This window comes from Mucilaginibacter gynuensis, from assembly GCF_039541195.1.
GTDB classification, from domain to species: Bacteria; Bacteroidota; Bacteroidia; order Sphingobacteriales; family Sphingobacteriaceae; genus Mucilaginibacter; species Mucilaginibacter gynuensis.
Window position 1 is genome coordinate 747,188 of record NZ_BAABFT010000002.1, and the last position, 19,673, is coordinate 766,860.

The window sequence follows — 19,673 nt, forward strand, 5'->3', positions numbered from 1 at the left end:
TCGGGTAGACGAAGCAAATATACCACTTGGTATATATATTATATATTATCAGGGCAGAAATTTTATCATCACAACTTCATCTTTAACTGACGCTTGTTTTACAAAGCCCAGCTTTTCGCAAAGGCGGATAGCTTGCAGGTTATCTTTACGGGTGATGCCGCGCACCATACGGCAGCCTGGAATTTGGCCCGCAAATGAAATGGTTAAAATGAACGCTTTTCGCATCACTGACCGCCCCGAGTAATCAGGATGAAGCACGCCGCCAATTTCTACGGAGCTTTCTGCGGGGTTGTGATGATGCAGCGCGCAGTCGCCAATAATGCGTTCTGGCGCTTCAGAAGCCCTAATTGTCCGGATATAAAAGCACGAAGCAATAATTCGGCGGGTAAAATCTACAGGGGTTTCACCAGGCAAAAACGGACTGCCGCCAAAACTTTGCTGCAATTGAGGCAGGGCGTACAGATCATAAAACGCCTCCGAATCGGCTTCGGTAAGGGGTTTTAGCAGGATGTCGGGCTGCCCCGGTTTTTCCATATTAAAAATATTTTCCTACAATTACTACTCTATTTTTTTGATAAATATAAGCCTATGTTTGAAGAAATACTTACTGACAGGTGCCGACTAAATGTGCTGAATGCTAAAGACGAGAAAGAGGTTATCACCGGGATCGATAACGATCAGGTTATTAAGTATTTTTCAGTTTCACCAAAAACCTTTCATAAAATTGAGTTCAGGCGGCATTGGTTTAATAAGCTGATGGAGCCCGGTACCAGCCTTTGGTGGGCTATCAGGTTTAAGGATAGCGACGAAATTATTGGCGGCTGCGGCTTTAAGGAGATTGACCACGATAAGAACAATGCCGAGCTTGGCTTTTGGCTGCTGCCCCAGCATTGGAAAAAAGGCATTATACAGGAAGTGATACCCTATATTATCCGTTACGGTTTTGAGCAATTGAACCTACTGCATATTGAAGCCATTACCGAAAGCGAGAACGAAGCCAGCCAAAACGCTTTGCTAAAACTGGGCTTCGCCCCTGCCCTCACCCTGCCCGACTGCCAGCTGAAAGATGGCAAATACATTAGCCTGTATGTATTTACCCTCTTTAATTTGCGCTGCTGCGGCTGACTCTTACGCCTCTGCTATTTCGGCTTGCGAAACCTGTTCAGTTTTTGTTTTAAAGTACTTGGTAAAGTTAATAAGCAATACGCTGCCCAAAATAACTACCAGCCCTAAAATTTGTAGCAGGCTGATATTTTCGTGCGCGAACGCCACGCCCAGTATAACCGCTATAACCGGGTTAACATAAGCATAGGTGCTCACCTGCGTAGCCGACCGTACCGACAGCAACCATACATAAGCGCTAAAGGCCACAATAGAACCGAATATTACCAGGTAAGCTACCGCCCACCATGCGCTTGCAGGAATGGCGGCAAAATCGATCCCCGTAAACTCGCCGTGTAACAGGCTGAACGGAACAAAGGCTACACCCGCGGCTATCATTTGCCAGGTAGTATTTACACTGGCCTCGCCATCGCTGGCTTTATATTTTGAATACAACGAACCTGCCGACCATGAGATAGAGCCGATCACGAGGATAATCATATCTGAAATATGCGTTGTTGAGTTAACCCCGAATGATTTGCTCAATTGCTCGCCAAACAGCAGCATAATACCCGCGAAGCCTATGATAAGGCCTACTATGGTATAAGTATTTTTAAAATTCACCTTCCAGTGCGAAACATCCATCAGTATAAACCAAATAGGCGCCGCCGATACCAGTATGGCCGTAACCGCGCTGGGTACAGTACGCTCGGCCCATATCAAACAGCCCGTTCCGCCAAATAGCATCAACGCGCCGCTTATAGCCGAATGGATATTGTTTTTAGCTATCCACAGCTTTTTACCTGTAAACAGGCACCAGGTAAATAATAATAACCCCGACGCGAGGAAGCGCATAGCGCCCATCATAAACGGAGGGATACCTTTTACGGCTATTTGTATAAAGAAATAGGTTGATCCCCATACAACGTAAACCAGCGCGAAAGCGATGATCACCAATAATGTGGAGGCTTTTGTATTTTGAGTAGTCATGATCGGTTGGGTTAGTAGTGATTTAAATACGATATTTATTTTATCGGGATAACCAGTTGCTGCTGCTCCTTCACGGTTTCGAGCACTATGGTTGTGCGCGTACTTTGTATGTTAGGGATCTGACTGAAATGCGTTCGCATAATGTTCATCAGTGATGCCGAATCATAGGTACGTATCTTAACCAGGTAGCAATCGTCGCCGGCAACGTGATGCACTTCCTGCACTTCGGGTATTTTGGCAATTTCATCGGTAACCAGGTTATCGCAGCCCGGCCCAACATTGGCTTTGATGAAGATGAAGGCCAGTAACTTTTGCTGTAACGCCACCGGATTAATGCGGGTGGTATATTGCTGTATCACCTTCTTTTGCTCCAGTTTTTTTACCCGCTCCAGTACACCTGATGGTGCCATACCTACCTCGCGTGCTATATCGGCATTTGATATACGGGAGTTCTCCTGCATCAAATTCAGTATTTGCAGGTCTATCTTATCTAATACAAACTCATTTTCGTTAATCATTCTGCAATATAACTCAAAAACAGAATTAAATTCAAATTATAAACCATAAAATGAATTTAATTCTATACAAACTATTTCAATATTATATTGAGATGACACAAGTATTATTACTAAAAGCATTTATCATAAATAATATGATTTATATCTATATATTTATGCACCAATTATTTAACACTATATGAACAAATTCTTTACACTACTCTTAGTGGCCATCCTTTTGTGGAGCTGTAAAAAAGAACATCAGGCCGAAGTTATAGAGCCCGAAAAACCACCTGTAGAAATCCCTGATTCGGCAGCCTTAGTTCAGGTTAAGTTTGAAGCCGCCAAAAACCCCGGCAAAATAAGCGGGGATGTTTTCGCTACCATTACCGGTAATGAGATAACCGCCCTGCTGCCCAACCTGCAACAGAACAAAAAACTGGTAGCTACCTTCACTATCAAAACAGCTTCGACCAAAGTAAACGTTAAAGATACCTTGGTACAAAGCGGCACAACCGTTATTGATTTTTCGCAACCGGTGGTATATACCCTTACCACGCCAAAAGGCAAAACCCGCAATTACAACTTTACCGTGCGGAATTTTGCAGGCTTGCCCATCTTCACCATTACAACCGAAGGCGGCGCGCCGGTAGATTCTAAGGATACCTATGTAAACGCTACCATGTCAGTCAATACTAACCTTAATTTTGTGCAGGAGAAAACAGTAATTCCGCTGCAAATTAAAGGTCGTGGTAACTCAACATGGGGGCATCCTAAAAAACCTTACCGTTTAAAATTTACCGAAAAGGCAAGTATGCTGGGCCTTACCGCAGCCAAAAACTGGGTGTTGCTGGCCAATTACTCCGACAAAACACTGATACGTACCAGCATAGCATTTGACCTTGGCGCTAAGTTAGGTTCAAATTACACACCCGATACCCGCTATGTAGATGTAGTGCTTAATGGCACTTACCTGGGCAGTTACCTCATGACAGAGCAGGTTGAAGTGAACCCGGGCCGTGTTGAAATTACCGAACTCAAAAAAGGCAATACATCGGCCGAAGAAATTACCGGCGGTTACCTCTTAGAGCAAGATGGCAGGCTTGATGCCGATTACTGGTTCCGTACCAATAAGAAAGATGTACCGCTTACCTTTAAATCGCCGGATGCGCCTGCACAGGCGCAGATAGATTACATTCAACAGTACATGAATGATTTTGAAACGGCTTTGTACAGTGATGATTTTGCCAATCCTACCACAGGTTACGCCAAATACATCAATACCGACTCGTTTATCAACTGGTTTATTGTGCAGGAAATTTTCAGCAATGTGGATGCGAGGGATTTCAGCAGCATATTTTACTATAAAGACAGGGGTGGCAAACTGGGCATGGGTCCGCTTTGGGATTTTGACCTTTCGGCAGGCAATAACGATTATAGCGATTCGCGCCACCCTACCGGCTGGTGGATAAAAGAAGGGCCATATTTTTCGCGCCTGTTCCAGGACCCTGCATTCCGCGCCAAATTTAAGGCCCGCTGGAACGCTGTCCGTAACGGTGCTATACAAGATATATTCACGGATATTGATGCTACATCAGCAAAGATCAACCTTTCGCAAAGGCAAAATTTTATCACCTGGCCAATACTTAATAAATATGTATGGCCAAATCAATTTGTAATGGGCACTTATCCGGAAGAAGTTAAACAACTCAAAAAATGGCTGAATGAGCGTCTGGTTTGGATGGACGGCGAGATCAGCAAATTCTAACCAAAACCAAAAGAGCATCAAAGCGCGGGTAATTTACCTGCGCTTTGATGCTTTTGCTACTTTGTTATAAACCAAAGAAATATCTATCCAATAATTAAAATCCTTTGCAGCTTGCATAGCTTCGGGGCTGATGAGTACATAGCCTTTCATCACCCGCTTACCGAGCACCATTAGCTCCACGCCATTCTTTTCGCATTCATCTTCGTAGGTTTCCAAGCCTATACGGCACAATATTTCGGTATTGCGTACGCAAATGCACAGTTTGTCGTTTACCATAAAACAGATCCCGCCAAACATTCTTTTCTCTGCTACTTCGGGCAAATCTTCAAGCGCTTCGCGTACACGGTTCAATAGCTGTTCATTTACTGGCATGACTAAACATTTACTTTAAGGTATCGTAATAATAACAGTAAAACACTAAGTTTACATTAAAAGAGAACAATATTAAATAATAAGTACAAATTATATATTTGTTTATCTGCCACCACTTATGGATACTATTTTCCTGAACGATATTGAAGCTTTGCGGGCTATTATTGAAGAATCGCCAATGCCGATAGGCCTTTTCGCGGGCCGCGAAATGCGTATTAAGGTAGCCAATAAAGCCATACAGCAAGCCTGGGGAAAAGATGAAAGTGTAATAGGTAAAACCTTCCATGATGCTATACCCGAACTAAACGACCAGCCTTTTGATAAACTGCTGGATGACGTGTACTCCACCGGCATTGCCTACCATGCTACTGAAGACCGTGTGGATATCATCGTGAACGGCCGCTTGCAGATCTTCTATTTTAACTTTACTTACAAGCCATTAAAAGACAAAGAAGGTAATGTATGGGGTGTACTGAACACCGCTACCGATGTTACCGAACTGGTGGTTGCCCGCAAACAGCGCGAAGAAGCCGAAGAGCGCTTGCGCATGGCCATTGAATCGGCCGAATTGGGTACTTGGGCTATTGATGCCACCACACATGAAACCTTTCCGTCCGACCGTACCAAGGAACTATTCGGTTTGAATTGCGATGAGGAAATGGGTTTGGATACCTCATTAAGCCTTATCGACGAGAAATACCGCGACTACGTAGCTACCACTATTGAAACCGCTTTTGAAAAAGGCGGCAGCTACGATCTTGAATACCCTATACACGATGCCAAAACACAGCGCGAACGCTGGGTACGTACCACCGGGAAGTTATATACCGATGAGAATGGCAAACCGCTCAATTTTTCGGGCATTATAATGGATATTACCGAGCGCAAGCATAACGATATGCGCAAGAATGATTTTATTGCCATGGTGAGCCATGAGTTGAAAACGCCGCTTACCTCCATAAAATCGTACATACAGCTGCTCATCAACAAAATACCTAAAGGCAACGATGAGTTTTTGAACAGTGCCCTGGTAAAAGCCGACCGCCAGATAGTGAAGATGACCAAAATGATCCACGGATTTTTGGATATGTCGAAACTGGAAAGCGGTAAGATCACCTTATCCCGTGAGGAATTTAACCTGTGCGACCTGCTGAATGAAATTGTGGCCGATGTACGCTTTTATACCTATACCCATTTTTTTGAGATATACCGGCAGGACAACGCCATAGTATATGCCGACCGCAACAAAATTGGCCAGGTAATAGATAATTTTTTGAGTAACGCCATCAAATACTCACCGCGCGAAACCGTGATAGATATCAACTGCATTGTAATTGATAGCAATGTACAGATCTCGGTGGCCGACAAGGGCATCGGTGTAAAACCTAAAGACCAGGCTAAGGTTTTTGATAAGTTTTACCGGGTTGATAACGATATTATTAAAACCGTGGCCGGCTTTGGTATCGGCCTGTACCTTGCCGGCGAGATCATTCACCTGCACAATGGTAAAATATGGGTAGAGAGCGAAGAATGTGAAGGCGCTACCTTTTACTTCAGCATCCCCCTTGCCTGAAACAACCTTAGGTTGTAGTATATTCCCCACCCTTAAGTTTCATTAACACCTGCATTTTGCTGCGTTAAAAACACGCGCTAATTGCGCTATAACACGCTGTTAATGTTTTGCTTATATCTCCAACTTTGATTCGTTATACACCGGGACAAATAACAGTTCAATTATACACGTAAGCCGAAAAGTGTTTTCAGAGTAGGCACCCACTTATTGTAACCTCAATTATCATGTCAAATGCTTCAATTCGTTACGTGATATGGCAGTCGGGCCACCGGCGCCACCACGGGGGCACGCTGGTAGATATTATTCCGCCGCCACCGCCCGAAAGTCACCCTTCAAACAACGGCACGTTCACCGCTATAGGTTTTTCTATGCTTGAGCATAACGGCCTTAACTATTCATTCGCATTCCTATCGGTAAACGGCGCTGCCGATGGTAATCATTTATATACTGATCCGGGTGCTTTTTCGGTTACGGTAGGCGCCAGTGATGTTAACGCCCTTGCCGTGTATATACCAACGGGCGGCGGCGGCGGCGGCGGTCCGGCTTTGCTTATCGATGCCTTTAATGTGGATACCAACCAGTTTTCTGACAGTGATTTTGTAACCGTACTGATGAACGGCGTAGTAAACAACGCGGTTACTTTAGCTGCCAATAATGATGGTGTGGTTTCAACAACTACGCTTAAAACCATCCGTTCTCTGCCAAGTGTTGATGGTGTACCTTTCTTTGAATGGAAAAAGATAGGCGGCCCTGCATCTACCAATATTGATTATATAACCCAGATAAAAGAAGGCGGTATAGCCTTTGCCTTTTACAAGCAAACCAACGATGGTTCGCAACCAAACATTGGCAGGCTTGATGACCTTGCAAAAGAGTTTGTAAGAATAATAGGCGGCGTAGCTGTTGATGGCGGCGGGTTTATTATCACCTACGAGAACGGGCACCTGGTACTGAAACGCGTACCACCATGGGATCCGGGTATTAAAACCTTGCTTAAAGTCAACGCCGCGTTATTAAAATCGCTGCAGCAGGTAGTTGCCGGTATTGAGCAAAATGTTAAGATAAGCGCCACTCAGCTTAAGCAAAAATAAGCACAGCGCAAATACAGGCCACCTAAAGCGGTATTACCACACGGCCAGGTCACGGGGTCCCCTCAAAAGGAACCCGTTTTTGCTGTACGGGTTTTTACTACGTACAAAATTATAAATGCTACGATGGGGCTTGTAAATAAGGCAAGCAAAACAGAGCCCCAATAGCCGAATACAGTATTGCGACCGTAATTGCCAATGCCGATAATTAATGCTATTGCTGCCGCTATGATTAGTATTTCAGGTATTCCGATTCCCATTTTGTTAAATTTATGTGATAGATGGATCTGTTAGTTTTTAGTGTAAGAAAACTATTGAGGATACTTACTACAATAAGATACAAACATTTAGCGTATGTTACAGTGATATTGTATAAAATACGATCTGATTTTGGCACAGCTTGCGAGCGTGCACATAGGCGACACCCTTATTTTTCTGTGAACTGATATCATTTTTATATGCTGTAATTATAAAAAAACAGCCTTACTTTTACTACTACTAAAGCGTACTATGGAAAAGATCACTATTGAGCAACTAAAAAACATTGAGTTACTAAAGCAGATACCTGATAATCAACTACAATGGCTTTTAGAAGCTTGTACTCATGCTGAATACGAAGCCGGCGAAAGGCTGTTCAATGCCAACGACCTCATGAACCGTACCTTTATAATTATTAAAGGCCGTTTCAGGATATGTATACTCCAAAACGGTAAGCTGCGCGAGGTTGCCGATATTGGCGAAGGAGCGATTACCGGTCACCTGCCATTTTCACGTGGTACTGTGGCACCGGGTTATGGCGAATGCACACGTTCAATAGTTTGTTTGGAGTGCTCAGCCGAAAAGATAAAGGAGATGACCACCCTGCATTACGAACTTACCGAGGCCATGGTACACGTAATGACCACCCGCGTACGCGAATACACCTCCATGATGCAGCAAAACGAAAAGATGGTGGCATTGGGTAAGCTTTCCGCAGGTTTGGCGCACGAGCTGAACAATCCCGCCGCTGCCATTGCCCGCGACGCGTCGTCATTAAAAGAACAGTTGCGCAGGTTACCTTTGGTATTTAAAAAGATAGCTGCCATTAAAATGAACGCTACCGAAATTGCCCCGGTAAACCTGAAGATTGCCGAGATATTGAGCCGCCCCGAACGCGAAGATATTACGATGATGGAACGATCGGCCCGCGAAGATGATATTACCGACTGGCTGGCCGACCATGATATTAACGACTATGAAGTAGCAGGCACGCTTGCCGATTTTGATTTCACCCTTACCGATCTTGACGATTTGAGGGAACAGGTTTCGGTAGCCTGCCTTGCCCCGGTGTTGGCCTGGATAAACAATAACCTGCTGACCGATAAAATTGTGACCGATATACAAGAGTCATCACGACGGATCTCTGAACTGGTGGGTTCGGTAAAGAACTTCACCCACATGGATCAATCTACCGATAAGCAGTTCGTTAACATACACATGGGTATTAAAAATACCCTCAAAATGCTGGAGTATAAACTGCGCAAGGCCAATATTGAATTTGTAAAAGAGTTTGATTTTGAACTGCCCGAAGCTAAGGTATACCCCGGCGCGCTAAACCAGGTATGGACCAATATTATTGATAACGCCATTGATGCCATGGAGCCTAACGGCAGCGGTATTTTAAGAATTTCGACCGCAAAGGATGGCAATTTTATAAAAATCAGGATAATTGATAACGGCCCGGGTATACCCGATGATATTAAAACACGTATTTTTGACCCGTTCTTTTCAACCAAAGAAATGGGCAAAGGCACCGGCCTGGGCCTTGATGTTGTAACGCGTATAATACGCCAGCACAACGGCACGGTAAAAGTAAATTCGGTGCCCGGCAATACCGAATTTGAGGTATGCATCCCTATTGATAACGACTAAACATTCATCTGACCAAAAAACACTCTTTACAACCACACATGAATCAACCTATTATATTTTTAATTGACGATGATCCGCAAGTGTTGCGCGCTATAAACCGCGACTTACGCAGCCACTACCGGCAGGATTATAAAATTTTAAGTACCACATCGGCCAATGAAGCCTTAAGCGGTCTGCTTGAGCTAAAAAACAAAGGCGAAGAGGTAGCACTTTTTATTTCAGACCAACGCATGCCCGAAATGCAGGGTGTGGATTTCCTGGTAAAGGCTATTGAATTTTACCCGGATGCCAAACGCGTATTGCTTACCGCGTACTCTGATACCGATGCCGCCATTAAGGCCATCAACGATGTTAAGCTCGATTATTATTTAACCAAACCATGGGATCCGCCCGAGGAAAAACTATACCCGGTAATTGACGATCTGCTGGACGATTGGCAGGGAAGCTATAAGCCTAATTTTAAAGGCATTAAGGTAGTAGGCTACCAGTTCTCGCCAAAATCGCACGATATTAAGGAGTTTTTAACGGGCAACCTGGTACCTTACCAATGGCTTGATGTAAGCGGCGAAGAAGGCACCAAGCTTTGCAAGCTGAACCACTTGGAAACTAAAGACTTCCCGGTGATCATTTTTGAGGAAGGCGATATTGTAAAATGTCCCGATATTATCGATGTGGCATCAAAAATAGGCCTTAACCCGAAGGTAAAGAACAATGTATATGATGTAGCCATTGTCGGTGCTGGTCCGGCTGGTTTGGCAGCATCGGTTTACGGCGCATCTGAAGGATTGAAAACCTTATTGATTGAACGCCATGCACCGGGCGGACAGGCTGGGACGAGTTCGCGCATCGAAAACTATCTTGGTTTCCCAAGCGGTTTAAGCGGAGCCGATCTTACCCGCAGGGCAATTACACAGGCTACCCGTTTTGGTACCGAGTTTTTATCGCCCCAAACAGTAAAGGAAATTAAGCTGAAAGATGGCTATAAGAGCATCGTATTAACTGATGACACCGAAATAAACGTTAAAGCCATTATTATTACCACCGGTGTTGACTACCGCAAGCTGGAAACTAAAGGCATTAACGATTTTACCGGCGCGGGCATATACTATGGCGCGGCCAGTACCGAGGCGGCATCATGCAGGGATAAATACGTATACATAGTAGGCGGTGGTAACTCTGCCGGTCAGGCGGCTATGTACCTGTCTAAATTTGCCAAGAAGGTATGTATTTTGGTACGGAAGGAAGATCTGTCGTCAACCATGTCGTCATACCTTATCGACCAGATCAATGGCGTACCCAGCATTTGCGTGATGGGTAAAAGCGAAATAATTGAGGCTAAGGGCAAAGATAAACTGAAACAACTGGTAATTCAAAACATTGAAACCAAAGAAACCGAAACGGTTGATGCCGATGCCCTGTATATATTTATAGGTGCAAAACCTTATACCGACTGGCTGGGCAACCAGATTATTAAAGACGATAAGGGCTTTGTAGAAACCGGCCGCGATTTGAACCGCCACGATAACTTCGACAAGCTATGGAAGCAAAACCGCGACCCTTACCTGTTGGAAACCAGTTGTCCCGGTATTTTTGCCGCCGGTGACGTACGTGCCGGGGCCATGAACCGTGTGGCATCTGCCGTAGGCGAAGGCTCAATGGCCATTAGTTTTGTACATAAATATTTAGCAGAAGTATAATATACCACCTATGGAACAAGCTTGCGAACACATACAGGCCATAACCGAAGTAAAGCTACCCGACGAACTGGTTTGCGAAGAATGCATAAAGATTAACGGCAGCTGGGTACACCTGCGTACATGCCAAACTTGTGGCGTTACGCTTTGCTGTGATGATTCGCCAAGGCGACACATGACGGCACATTATCACGCTACCGATCATCCTGTTATTGCATCGGGGCAACCCGGCGAGCGTTGGCTATGGTGCTACCCTGATGAATCGTTCAGCGAGTATTAATTAATGGAGTATATCCGCAAATATCTTGACGGGATTGTGGTACAGTCGGACGATGACTGGGCCTATTTCTCGTCAAGATTAAGCAAAGCGGTATTCCCTAAAAAGACCATCATTCTTCAATCCGGGCAAACCGAAAATTACCTGTCTTTTATTGAGCAAGGCATTATACGCTATTTTATTCCGGGCATTGATAAAGAGGTAACCTTCGGCTTTAGTTTCGAGAACGAATTTGAAAGCTGTTACGATTCGTTGCTTACCCAAAGTCGGTCGGTATACTCCACGGAAACCCTCACCGATACCATCCTCTGGCGTATAAGCTATGCCGACCTGCAAGCTATATACGCCAATACCCACGCTGGCAACACCATTGGCCGCCTCGCCGCCGAAGACCTTTTTGTAAAGAAGGCCAAACGCGAACTCTCCCTGCTTAACGAACATGCCGCGCAGCGTTACAATAAGTTATTTACCGAAAGGCCACACCTCATTAAACAAATCCCACTGAAATACATTGCCTCCTATATTGGCATAACACCACAGGCTTTAAGCCGAATCCGTAAGGCTATTAGTTAACATAGGTTCATTGCAGGGGCCGCAACAGGCGGGTAAATTTGTTTATCTAAAACATCCCGTTATGAAACCACTCATTGTATTGTTAGTTGCTTTTATTATCAGCATGGTCGTTTTATGGCTTTGCGGTCAGCCGGGTGCTTACGCTTTGGCCGGGCGCATAGCTATGGCGGTAATGTTGCTGTTCACGGCATCAGGCCATTTTGCTTTTACCAAAGGCATGGTGATGATGATACCGCGATTTATCCCATTCAAAAAAGCAACGGTATACTTCACCGGCATTGCCGAGATTATACTGGCCGTTGGTTTGCTATTTTCAAGGATATATTTGGTTGCCGGATGGGCTATTATAGTGCTGCTTGTTATGATGTTACCGGCCAATATTTACGCCGCCATTAATAAGGTTGATTATCAAAAAGGCACCTATACCGGCAGCGGGATCAATTACTTGTGGTTCCGGGTGCCATTGCAGGTATTTTTCGTTGTGTGGATTTATTTTACGGCTATCAGATAATTGTATCTATTTTGGCGCTGCCAACGTAAAAGCTACTGCTCTTTTATATATTGCAGGGCAATAACAGCGTTTTTTATCTATTAATTCATTATCTGATTTGCATGAGACCGATTTTTATTCCAAAATATATCCAACAGTATTTAAATAAAAACCATACGCAATCAAATTTTGATGCCATAGCAAGTGCCTATCAAACACTTACCAAAGGCCGAGAGCCGGAGGTATCTATAGTGATGCCCGCTTATAACGAGGAAGAGAACATTGTGCAAACCTTGTCGTCGTTATGTCATAACAATACCTCGTTCGCGGTGGAAATTGTGGTGGTGAACAATAACTCTAAAGACAAAACAGAAGAGCTCATCAAAGCCTGCGGTGTTATTTGTGCCGAGCAAACCATACAGGGCATTACCCCTACCCGCAACAAAGGCTTATCAATAGCTAAAGGAAAATACATTTTAAATGCCGATGCCGATACCATTTACCCGAAGGATTGGATAGAGGAAATGATAAAACCATTGGCTACCGATAATAACGCAGCCATTACTTACGGTACATTCTCATTCATCCCTATTGGCAGCACCGGCAGGTTCACTTATTACTTTTACGAGTGGTTTTCGGAATTTACCCGCTTTTATAATGCCAAATTTAAAACCGAAGCGGTAAATGTGTATGGCTTTAATTCGGGTTTCCGTAAAGAGCAAGGGTTACAGGTGGATGGCTTTAACCACCCTGCGGGTACTAATGAAGATGGTTTTTTGGCGTTAAAACTTACCGAAAAAGGCTTTGGCAAAATGCACCGCGTAGGCAAATCAAACGCCATAGTATGGACCACCGACCGCCGCATTCAAATAGACGGCGGCCTGTGGAAAGGTACCTGGAAACGCCTTAAGCGCGTGTTTAATTTGTAGGGTTAACAAAGGCCTCCGGGTGATCGGCCCTGATCTGTTGTTTTACACGTTCCAGCTTTTCGCCCAGTTCTACAACCAGCGCCTGCGGATCGTTAGAGGTACGCATTTCAAGTTCCCTTATAGCATCCTTCATAATATCAACCCCCATATTGCCTACGGTTGATTTTAGCTTATGTGCTACCTGCCCAACTTCCTGCCATGAACCGGCAGCGGCAGCGGCTTTCATCTTATCAAAATCCTGCGTGGTAATGTCATCAAACATCACAATCATCTTGTTCACAAAACCTTCACTGTTCTTACCTATGGTTTCAATCATGGTAAGGTCGTAAAGTTTAGGGGTATTCTCTTCCATTTGTGGGGGCGTTATCTGTTCCATTGTGCTGCTCTCGGCTATAGGTTCTGCAACTATTCGGCCATTATTGGCTTCGGGCAGCTTTACACCTTCTTTCTTCAACACTTCAACAATTTTTTCAAATAATTTTTCTTCGGTGTAAGGTTTGGTAACGCAATCATTCATACCGGCATCCATGTAATATTGGCTATCGCCTTTTAAAGCATTGGCTGTTACGGCTATTATAGGCACATTGCTGTGCTGGTGTTCGGGCAGGTTTCTTATTTTACGGGTGGCGGTAATTCCGTCCATTTCGGGCATCTGTATGTCCATCAAAATAACGTCGTACTTATTTTGTTTCACTTTCTCCACAGCCTGGGCACCATTATCCACTACATCAACCTCGCACCCCCATGATTCGAGCAGGTTTTTTGCCAAAAACTGGTTCAACTCCACATCTTCGGCCAGCAGCATTTTTTTGTTGCGCAACTGGTCGATATCTATCACTTGTTCGGGGCGGTTATCAGACAAGGCCAGGCCTTTTTTATAGGTAAGGCTGAACATAAATTCTGTACCCTCACCCAGCTGGCTGTTCACTTTAAGGTGCCCGCCCTGCATTTCAACCAGGCTTTTACATATCGATAAGCCAAGCCCCGTACCGCCATACTTGCGTGTAATATGTGATGAACCCTGCATAAAGGGTTCAAATATTATAGGCAGCCTGTCTTCGCTGATGCCAATACCGGTATCTTTCACCGAAAACTCCAGCAATACTTTATTATTGGCATTATACAATAACGCGGCCGATATGGTGATGCCGCCCTTATGCGTAAACTTAATGGCGTTATTAATAAGGTTCGACAGAATTTGCGCAAAACGGTACTGATCGCCGATAACGGTAAACTCCTCGGGCAGTCGGTTATTCAATACCAGGTCAAGCCCTTTTTCTCTCGACTTATACTGGAACAGCTGCATGGTGCGGCTTATTTTATTGCTGATATTGAACGGACGGCTCTCCAGTTCCATTTTACCGGAACCTATCTTTTCAATATCCAATATATCATTCACAATAACCAGCAGGTTATTTACCGACTCGGAGATCATTCGGGTATAACTCCGCTGCTGATCATCTAACTCGGTTTTGATGAGCAGGTTGTTGAGGCCCAGTATACCATTCATCGGTGTGCGGATCTCGTGGCTCATATTGGCCAAAAAGATCTCTTTGGCACGGGCCGCGCTTTCGGTACTTACCTTGGCGACTCGCAGTTCCTTTTCAATTTTTATACGGTCGGTAATATCATGCGAAAAACCGATAATGTATGGTGCCGAGTTAGGCTCTTCAACCACGTAGCTTTGGTAAAACAGGTAAACCACATCGCGCCCATTTTTATGGATGGCCCTTAAAATACCACGGCCATTGCCATTGGCGGCCAGTTTATCCAGATACTCTTGCTGCACCTTTTTACGATCATACACGGGTAGCAGGTCTTTTATATTGGCATTAACCACATCCTCTTCGTTATAACCAAGCGTGCTGGTTATAGCAGGGTTAATGGATAGCAGCTTGCCATCCATATCGTGCGTATAAATCAGCGCGGGGCTAAAGTTGTACAGGTCGCGGTAACGTTTCTCACTGATCTTTACCTGTTCTTCAACACGCTTCATGTCGGTAATATCCAGCCCGTAGCCAATAACCAGTTTCACCTCGTTATTTTCATCGAGCACAGGATACATATTGCGCAGTTTATACTGCACGGAGCCATCTGCTCTTATAATTTTCTCCTCCCAGGTACGGATCTTTTTGCTTTGCAGTACCTCGTTAAAGTAAGCGCGGCGTTCGTGGGCCACACTTAGCGGCCTGTTGGCGTACTGGCAATAATCTTCATCCTTTTTGCCTATCATCAGTTCCCTCAAAACGGGATCTTTAATAGCGGTAGGGTTTATAAACAAGTAATGGTGCTCGGTATCGAATAATACAATATCGGCAGGCACTTCATTTAAAATATCTTCGTAAAAAATGGCGCTGCCCTTTACCTTGCCGTCGTTTTTATTGGCTAATGAAAAATTATGCGGCTCGCCCTCTTCCAGGGTATTACCTGCAAACAAAAATTGCTCGGTATCGGCAAGGTATTCCAGCTGCCCGCGCAGGTGTATGTTGGGGTTATTAACCGGCGATACGGTGATGGTTTTCCCGGTCAACTCGCTTAAAAGCTGGATATTAACCGTGCTGTAGCCTGCTATAATAAAGAAGCTGGAAAACAGCCCGCCGGGGTTGTGGGTTATTACATTATCAACAGATTTTCCGCACCCATCAATCCTTATATTTTTATTTATAAGGATGAAATATGGAAAGAGCCTGTTAAACTGCTCGTTATCAAATATAAAGTGCGAAACATTCATTTATAATGTATATTCTTCAAAAAAACTTTCTAATTTTAAATTGAAATAATAATAACGAATATCCTTAATCGATACAGTATTCATTTCATTCAACTAATTATTTTGTATTAATTGCTAACATATATACTCTATTTTACGTATCAATGTTACAAGTATTAGCACAAATAGTTATTTAACTTTTAAGCAACACTTTAGTTAAAACTCAAGCAAAAATTTAAACTTACCCTATGGGCTTCACAAATACCAATCAAACCAAAATTTTGATAGTTGAGGATGATCCTTACATGCAAATCATTCTTAAAGAATTTTTAAGCTCAACTTACGAAATAGAAATATGCTCAACCGGTATGGATGCCCTGGCATTTTTGCAAAACGGCAACATCCCTGATCTTATACTATCTGACTACAACACACCGCAACTTACCGGGTTAGACTTAATTGATCAGATTAAAGTTAGCGATTTTTTCAGCACTATCCCAATAATAATACTATCGGGCGAGGAAAGTTCAGAGAAACGCATCAGGTGCCTTGATAGCGGTGCCGACGACTTTATTGTAAAGCCCTTTAACCCGGCAGAGCTTGCTGCACGTATAAGGGTTGTTTTAAGAAGAATTGGCAGATCTATATAACACATTATAATGGCTGATAACAGCGCAACAAGTACGCAAATTATAGCATTGGTAAATTGTGATGACACTGTAGCCGATGTTTTTTACAGTTCAAACCTTGAACACCGCGAGATCATCCGTTTCACCAACGGTATGGACCTCGTATCGCGATGGACGGATCAAAACATTAACATTGTAGCTATTATTTCGCAAAGCGAGATCATGGCCCCGGCAGGTGTGCCTTTGCTGGAAACCCTTAAGAAAAAAGGACTTGATAAAGTACCTTTCTTTTTAATTGTTACCCACCTGAGCGCTAACCTGCGCAAACTGGCTTTAGGCGCCGGTGTGGTTGATGCCTTCAGGCTGCCCTTTAAGCAGGAGGCAATTGAAAAGCGTGTTAACTTTTTAATTAATAACTGGAACGGTATCAAGGGCAACCTTACCGCCAAAACTCCGGCTATTAAGAAAACCCCGCTGGGTAAACGTGTTTTCGACGTATTCTTTGCAGGTATGGCTTTGCTTTGCCTGTCGCCATTTTTGCTGATCGTTTACATCGCTATTAAGCTTGAATCGAGAGGGCCAGCTTTCTACTACTCTTTGAGGGTAGGTACAGGCTACAGCGTGTTTAAATTTTACAAGTTCAGGTCGATGTATGTAAACTCCGATCAGCGTATTAAAGATCTTAAACACCTTAACCAGTATGCTATTGACGCGGCCGGTAAAAACGTAGAAACCGAAGCCGAAGATAATACCAGCTTTTTATGTACCGAATGTACCGCTTACGGCAAATGCCAGTATCCGCTGCATGCCGATACCGTTACGTGGTGTGAGAAACAGTACATCGACTCTAAAAAATCGGGCGCTGATTCTGCCTTCTTCAAGATCAAGAACGATCCGCGTATTACCAAAGTGGGCGATTTTATACGCAATACAAGTATTGATGAATTGCCGCAACTATGGAACGTTATTATTGGCGATATGAGCATTGTGGGTAACAGACCATTACCACTTTACGAAGCCGAAAAACTAACTACCGATAAATACGCCCTGCGCTTTGCCGCGCCGGCAGGTATAACCGGCCTTTGGCAGGTAGAAAAACGTGGTAAAGGAGAAATGAGCGAAGACGAGCGTTTAATGCTTGATAACGTTTACGCCCAGAATCACAGCCTGTGGAACGATATGAGGGTTATCCTTAAAACAGTTCCGGCATTGTTCCAGAAAGAGAACGTTTAATAATTTATTAAGATTTTATATTGATGGGTAAGGGCTTATGCTCTTACCCATTCTTTTGCCACAAAGTCGTACTTTTTGATCACCCTAGCAGGGTTGCCCACCGCCACCGAGTAAGGCGGAATATCTTTGGTAACTACTGCTCCGGCAGCTACAACACTGTGCCTGCCAATGGTTACTCCCGCTGTAATCACCGAGTTTGCCGCTATCCAGCAGTCATCTTCAACCGTAATTGGCGCTGTCAGTATTTTTTGCTGATGAATGGCCTGGTTAACATCGCGGTACTCATGGTTTAAGCCACTGGCCACTATGTTTTGCGCAAAGATGACATTGTTGCCAATGTTTACCGGCCCTATGATCACATTGCTCATACCTATAAGTGTATTATCGCCAATGATGACATCACCTACTCCGTTATTGATGGTACAAAAATCCTCAATGGTTGACCCTGCGCCTAATTGAAAATTATTGAAAGGCAATACATCCATACGGGTACGCCAGCGCACTTTTGAGCCCTTGCCACGCTTATGCAGAAACGGGTTTACAAACCACTTTACCCATAGCCTTGGCCGTGCTTCGCCGCTTGGTATCAGCATCCAATGCACCAGCTTTTTGAGGCCGGGGTTATTCTTTATTTTATCTTTAACCGACATAAATCTTTTTCAGGTTGTAATTACTGCCTTTTTGCTTTCTCCCAAATCGCGCTTTGCTTGCCTGCCGAATAACGGAATATCCCACGGATCACCGCGTAATTCATCATGCAGAAATAGTAAGGTATAAAAAATATCTTCACCTTCATTTCGCGCGACTCAAAGTACCAGCCCAGCAGCGACATACCATAAAAGCCCAGCTGACAAATAAGCATAAACCAGTAAAAGCAGCAGCCCGCGCAGGTAGCCACAATAAGGATATTCAGCAACAAGGCCAGTATCATCAGGAAGGGTACTACCGTCCACCTTAACACCCGGTGGCTTATATACTGAAAGCTCAGCACAAAATTGCGGAAGGGATTGAGCAAAGATTTTAACCTTAATATAGATTGTATGCCGCCCGCCGCAATGCGAATCTTACGCTTTAATTCTTCCTTCACATTTTGCGATGCCGTTTCGGTAGCGTAAGCATCCGGCTCGTATACCACACGGTAACCGTCAATAGTAACCAGCAGCGATATCATAAAGTCATCCAAAATGGTATCCGGCTGCACCGGAACATACAATTCCCTGCGGATACTGAACAGCTCGCCCGCCGCGCCCACTACAGAGTATAATTCAGAATCCCAGGTTTTTAATTTCGATTCGTATTTCCAGTAAAAACCTTCGCCTGCTGTGGCATCGGCGGTTTCGTCAATGTGTACACGCTTTTCTCCGGCTACGGCACCTACTTTTTCATCGGCATAATGGCGACAAATATTTACAATGGCATCGGTATTTAAAAAAGTATTGGCATCGGTAAATACCACTACTTCGCTGTCAACCTCCGTCATGGCGCGGTGTACGGCGGCTATTTTACCACTGCGGGCATCGCTGTGCATCAGTTTAACCTGTGCAAAGGTGCTTACTATAGCCGCTGTATTATCGGTAGAGCCATCGGTAACAAACAGCAATTTCAATTTACCTTCGGGGTAGTTAAGCGCGAGGCTGTTTTGGATCTTTTCGGCAATAAAACGTTCTTCGTTATAGGCGGCTACCACCAGTGTACAGGTGGGCAGGTTTACCGCGTCGGGTATTACAGGCTTACCCGAAATTGCACGTTTAATTTTAACCAGTATAAAAAGCACCAAGCCATAACCGGCAAAGGCATAAAAAACAATAAACAGGCTTAACCAAAATGCTATTATCATA

Annotated in this window: 20 protein-coding genes; 12 read left to right on the forward strand and 8 right to left on the reverse strand. The window is 44.2% G+C overall.

The annotated features are described in order from the left end of the window. Window positions 1-48 precede the first annotated feature (48 nt). Window positions 49-534 carry a GNAT family N-acetyltransferase gene (locus ABD894_RS06400; protein ID WP_345210161.1) on the reverse strand — a complete coding sequence of 162 codons (486 nt, stop codon included), beginning with the start codon at window positions 532-534 and terminating at the stop codon, window positions 49-51. A gap of 54 nt (window positions 535-588) precedes the next feature. Between ABD894_RS06400 and ABD894_RS06405 the strand changes: the two genes are divergently transcribed. Beyond that, window positions 589-1,125 (forward strand): GNAT family N-acetyltransferase, encoded by a 537-nt coding sequence (locus ABD894_RS06405; protein WP_345210162.1) that lies wholly within the window; start codon window positions 589-591, stop codon window positions 1,123-1,125. Between the two features lie 3 nt (window positions 1,126-1,128). On the opposite strand, the gene ABD894_RS06410 is transcribed toward ABD894_RS06405, so the two are convergent. Continuing rightward, a complete protein-coding gene (locus ABD894_RS06410; protein WP_345210163.1) occupies window positions 1,129-2,091 on the reverse strand; it encodes an EamA family transporter in 963 nt (320 codons plus the stop codon). A 35-nt stretch (window positions 2,092-2,126) separates the two neighbouring features. Next, window positions 2,127-2,609, reverse strand: a complete 483-nt coding sequence (locus tag ABD894_RS06415; RefSeq protein ID WP_345210164.1) for an Lrp/AsnC family transcriptional regulator — start codon at window positions 2,607-2,609, stop codon at window positions 2,127-2,129. Between the two features lie 178 nt (window positions 2,610-2,787). Here ABD894_RS06415 and ABD894_RS06420 point away from each other — a divergent pair, with 178 nt between their 5' ends. Next, complete coding sequence (locus tag ABD894_RS06420) at window positions 2,788-4,356, forward strand: CotH kinase family protein (protein WP_345210165.1); 1,569 nt, start codon at window positions 2,788-2,790, stop codon at window positions 4,354-4,356. Window positions 4,357-4,389: 33 nt separating this feature from the next. On the opposite strand, the gene ABD894_RS06425 is transcribed toward ABD894_RS06420, so the two are convergent. Continuing rightward, window positions 4,390-4,728 (reverse strand): TfoX/Sxy family protein, encoded by a 339-nt coding sequence (locus tag ABD894_RS06425; RefSeq protein ID WP_345210166.1) that lies wholly within the window; start codon window positions 4,726-4,728, stop codon window positions 4,390-4,392. 118 nt (window positions 4,729-4,846) lie between these two features. Between ABD894_RS06425 and ABD894_RS06430 the strand changes: the two genes are divergently transcribed. Both ABD894_RS06430 and ABD894_RS06435 read left to right on the forward strand, forming a co-directional pair. Then, complete coding sequence (locus ABD894_RS06430) at window positions 4,847-6,301, forward strand: PAS domain-containing sensor histidine kinase (RefSeq protein WP_345210167.1); 1,455 nt, start codon at window positions 4,847-4,849, stop codon at window positions 6,299-6,301. A 224-nt stretch (window positions 6,302-6,525) separates the two neighbouring features. Continuing rightward, window positions 6,526-7,392: a hypothetical protein gene (locus ABD894_RS06435; protein WP_345210168.1), complete on the forward strand. Its 867-nt coding sequence runs from the start codon at window positions 6,526-6,528 to the stop codon at window positions 7,390-7,392. Between the two features lie 62 nt (window positions 7,393-7,454). Here ABD894_RS06435 and ABD894_RS06440 read toward each other — a convergent pair whose 3' ends face one another. Further along, complete coding sequence (locus ABD894_RS06440) at window positions 7,455-7,649, reverse strand: hypothetical protein (RefSeq protein WP_345210169.1); 195 nt, start codon at window positions 7,647-7,649, stop codon at window positions 7,455-7,457. Between the two features lie 250 nt (window positions 7,650-7,899). Here ABD894_RS06440 and ABD894_RS06445 point away from each other — a divergent pair, with 250 nt between their 5' ends. The 6 genes from ABD894_RS06445 (at window position 7,900) to ABD894_RS06470 (ending at window position 13,263) form a co-directional block, all read left to right on the forward strand. Continuing rightward, window positions 7,900-9,300, forward strand: coding sequence for a sensor histidine kinase (locus tag ABD894_RS06445; protein WP_345210170.1), 1,401 nt, complete (start codon window positions 7,900-7,902; stop codon window positions 9,298-9,300). Window positions 9,301-9,338: 38 nt separating this feature from the next. After that, the gene (locus tag ABD894_RS06450) at window positions 9,339-10,997 is read left to right on the forward strand and encodes an FAD-dependent oxidoreductase (RefSeq protein ID WP_345210171.1); all 1,659 of its coding nucleotides are present in this window, start codon (window positions 9,339-9,341) and stop codon (window positions 10,995-10,997) included. A 10-nt stretch (window positions 10,998-11,007) separates the two neighbouring features. Continuing rightward, window positions 11,008-11,274, forward strand: a complete 267-nt coding sequence (locus ABD894_RS06455; RefSeq protein ID WP_345210172.1) for a UBP-type zinc finger domain-containing protein — start codon at window positions 11,008-11,010, stop codon at window positions 11,272-11,274. 3 nt (window positions 11,275-11,277) lie between these two features. Continuing rightward, on the forward strand, window positions 11,278-11,844 hold the full coding sequence (locus ABD894_RS06460; protein WP_345210173.1) for a Crp/Fnr family transcriptional regulator: 567 nt from the start codon (window positions 11,278-11,280) through the stop codon (window positions 11,842-11,844). A gap of 61 nt (window positions 11,845-11,905) precedes the next feature. Beyond that, window positions 11,906-12,355, forward strand: coding sequence for a DoxX family protein (locus tag ABD894_RS06465; protein ID WP_345210174.1), 450 nt, complete (start codon window positions 11,906-11,908; stop codon window positions 12,353-12,355). Window positions 12,356-12,456: 101 nt separating this feature from the next. Further along, complete coding sequence (locus ABD894_RS06470; RefSeq protein WP_345210175.1) at window positions 12,457-13,263, forward strand: glycosyltransferase family 2 protein; 807 nt, start codon at window positions 12,457-12,459, stop codon at window positions 13,261-13,263. Here the strand turns inward: ABD894_RS06470 and ABD894_RS06475 are convergent. Continuing rightward, on the reverse strand, window positions 13,253-15,994 hold the full coding sequence (locus ABD894_RS06475; protein WP_345210176.1) for a hybrid sensor histidine kinase/response regulator: 2,742 nt from the start codon (window positions 15,992-15,994) through the stop codon (window positions 13,253-13,255). The two genes, ABD894_RS06470 and ABD894_RS06475, sit on opposite strands and share 11 nt — an antisense overlap. A 227-nt stretch (window positions 15,995-16,221) precedes the next feature. On the opposite strand from ABD894_RS06475, the gene ABD894_RS06480 reads away from it, so the two are divergent. After that, window positions 16,222-16,623 (forward strand): response regulator transcription factor, encoded by a 402-nt coding sequence (locus ABD894_RS06480; RefSeq protein WP_345210177.1) that lies wholly within the window; start codon window positions 16,222-16,224, stop codon window positions 16,621-16,623. Between the two features lie 9 nt (window positions 16,624-16,632). Beyond that, a complete protein-coding gene (locus tag ABD894_RS06485) occupies window positions 16,633-17,835 on the forward strand; it encodes a sugar transferase (RefSeq protein ID WP_345210178.1) in 1,203 nt (400 codons plus the stop codon). Window positions 17,836-17,870: 35 nt separating this feature from the next. Here ABD894_RS06485 and ABD894_RS06490 read toward each other — a convergent pair whose 3' ends face one another. Then, a complete protein-coding gene (locus ABD894_RS06490) occupies window positions 17,871-18,485 on the reverse strand; it encodes an acyltransferase (RefSeq protein ID WP_345210179.1) in 615 nt (204 codons plus the stop codon). A gap of 20 nt (window positions 18,486-18,505) precedes the next feature. Continuing rightward, entirely contained in the window at window positions 18,506-19,672 is a 1,167-nt protein-coding gene (locus ABD894_RS06495) for a glycosyltransferase family 2 protein (RefSeq protein ID WP_345210180.1), read from the reverse strand. Window position 19,673 lies beyond the last annotated feature (1 nt).

What these genes read in the sequence shown, in the direction of transcription:
- ABD894_RS06400 (WP_345210161.1), bottom strand. Translation starts at nt 534, where the DNA reads ATGGAAAAACCGGGGCAGCCCGACATCCTGCTAAAACCCCTTACCGAA.
- ABD894_RS06405 (WP_345210162.1), top strand. Translation starts at nt 589, where the DNA reads ATGTTTGAAGAAATACTTACTGACAGGTGCCGACTAAATGTGCTGAAT.
- ABD894_RS06410 (WP_345210163.1), bottom strand. Translation starts at nt 2,091, where the DNA reads ATGACTACTCAAAATACAAAAGCCTCCACATTATTGGTGATCATCGCT.
- ABD894_RS06415 (WP_345210164.1), bottom strand. Translation starts at nt 2,609, where the DNA reads ATGATTAACGAAAATGAGTTTGTATTAGATAAGATAGACCTGCAAATA.
- ABD894_RS06420 (WP_345210165.1), top strand. Translation starts at nt 2,788, where the DNA reads ATGAACAAATTCTTTACACTACTCTTAGTGGCCATCCTTTTGTGGAGC.
- ABD894_RS06425 (WP_345210166.1), bottom strand. Translation starts at nt 4,728, where the DNA reads ATGCCAGTAAATGAACAGCTATTGAACCGTGTACGCGAAGCGCTTGAA.
- ABD894_RS06430 (WP_345210167.1), top strand. Translation starts at nt 4,847, where the DNA reads ATGGATACTATTTTCCTGAACGATATTGAAGCTTTGCGGGCTATTATT.
- ABD894_RS06435 (WP_345210168.1), top strand. Translation starts at nt 6,526, where the DNA reads ATGTCAAATGCTTCAATTCGTTACGTGATATGGCAGTCGGGCCACCGG.
- ABD894_RS06440 (WP_345210169.1), bottom strand. Translation starts at nt 7,649, where the DNA reads ATGGGAATCGGAATACCTGAAATACTAATCATAGCGGCAGCAATAGCA.
- ABD894_RS06445 (WP_345210170.1), top strand. Translation starts at nt 7,900, where the DNA reads ATGGAAAAGATCACTATTGAGCAACTAAAAAACATTGAGTTACTAAAG.
- ABD894_RS06450 (WP_345210171.1), top strand. Translation starts at nt 9,339, where the DNA reads ATGAATCAACCTATTATATTTTTAATTGACGATGATCCGCAAGTGTTG.
- ABD894_RS06455 (WP_345210172.1), top strand. Translation starts at nt 11,008, where the DNA reads ATGGAACAAGCTTGCGAACACATACAGGCCATAACCGAAGTAAAGCTA.
- ABD894_RS06460 (WP_345210173.1), top strand. Translation starts at nt 11,278, where the DNA reads ATGGAGTATATCCGCAAATATCTTGACGGGATTGTGGTACAGTCGGAC.
- ABD894_RS06465 (WP_345210174.1), top strand. Translation starts at nt 11,906, where the DNA reads ATGAAACCACTCATTGTATTGTTAGTTGCTTTTATTATCAGCATGGTC.
- ABD894_RS06470 (WP_345210175.1), top strand. Translation starts at nt 12,457, where the DNA reads ATGAGACCGATTTTTATTCCAAAATATATCCAACAGTATTTAAATAAA.
- ABD894_RS06475 (WP_345210176.1), bottom strand. Translation starts at nt 15,994, where the DNA reads ATGAATGTTTCGCACTTTATATTTGATAACGAGCAGTTTAACAGGCTC.
- ABD894_RS06480 (WP_345210177.1), top strand. Translation starts at nt 16,222, where the DNA reads ATGGGCTTCACAAATACCAATCAAACCAAAATTTTGATAGTTGAGGAT.
- ABD894_RS06485 (WP_345210178.1), top strand. Translation starts at nt 16,633, where the DNA reads ATGGCTGATAACAGCGCAACAAGTACGCAAATTATAGCATTGGTAAAT.
- ABD894_RS06490 (WP_345210179.1), bottom strand. Translation starts at nt 18,485, where the DNA reads ATGTCGGTTAAAGATAAAATAAAGAATAACCCCGGCCTCAAAAAGCTG.
- ABD894_RS06495 (WP_345210180.1), bottom strand. Translation starts at nt 19,672, where the DNA reads ATGATAATAGCATTTTGGTTAAGCCTGTTTATTGTTTTTTATGCCTTT.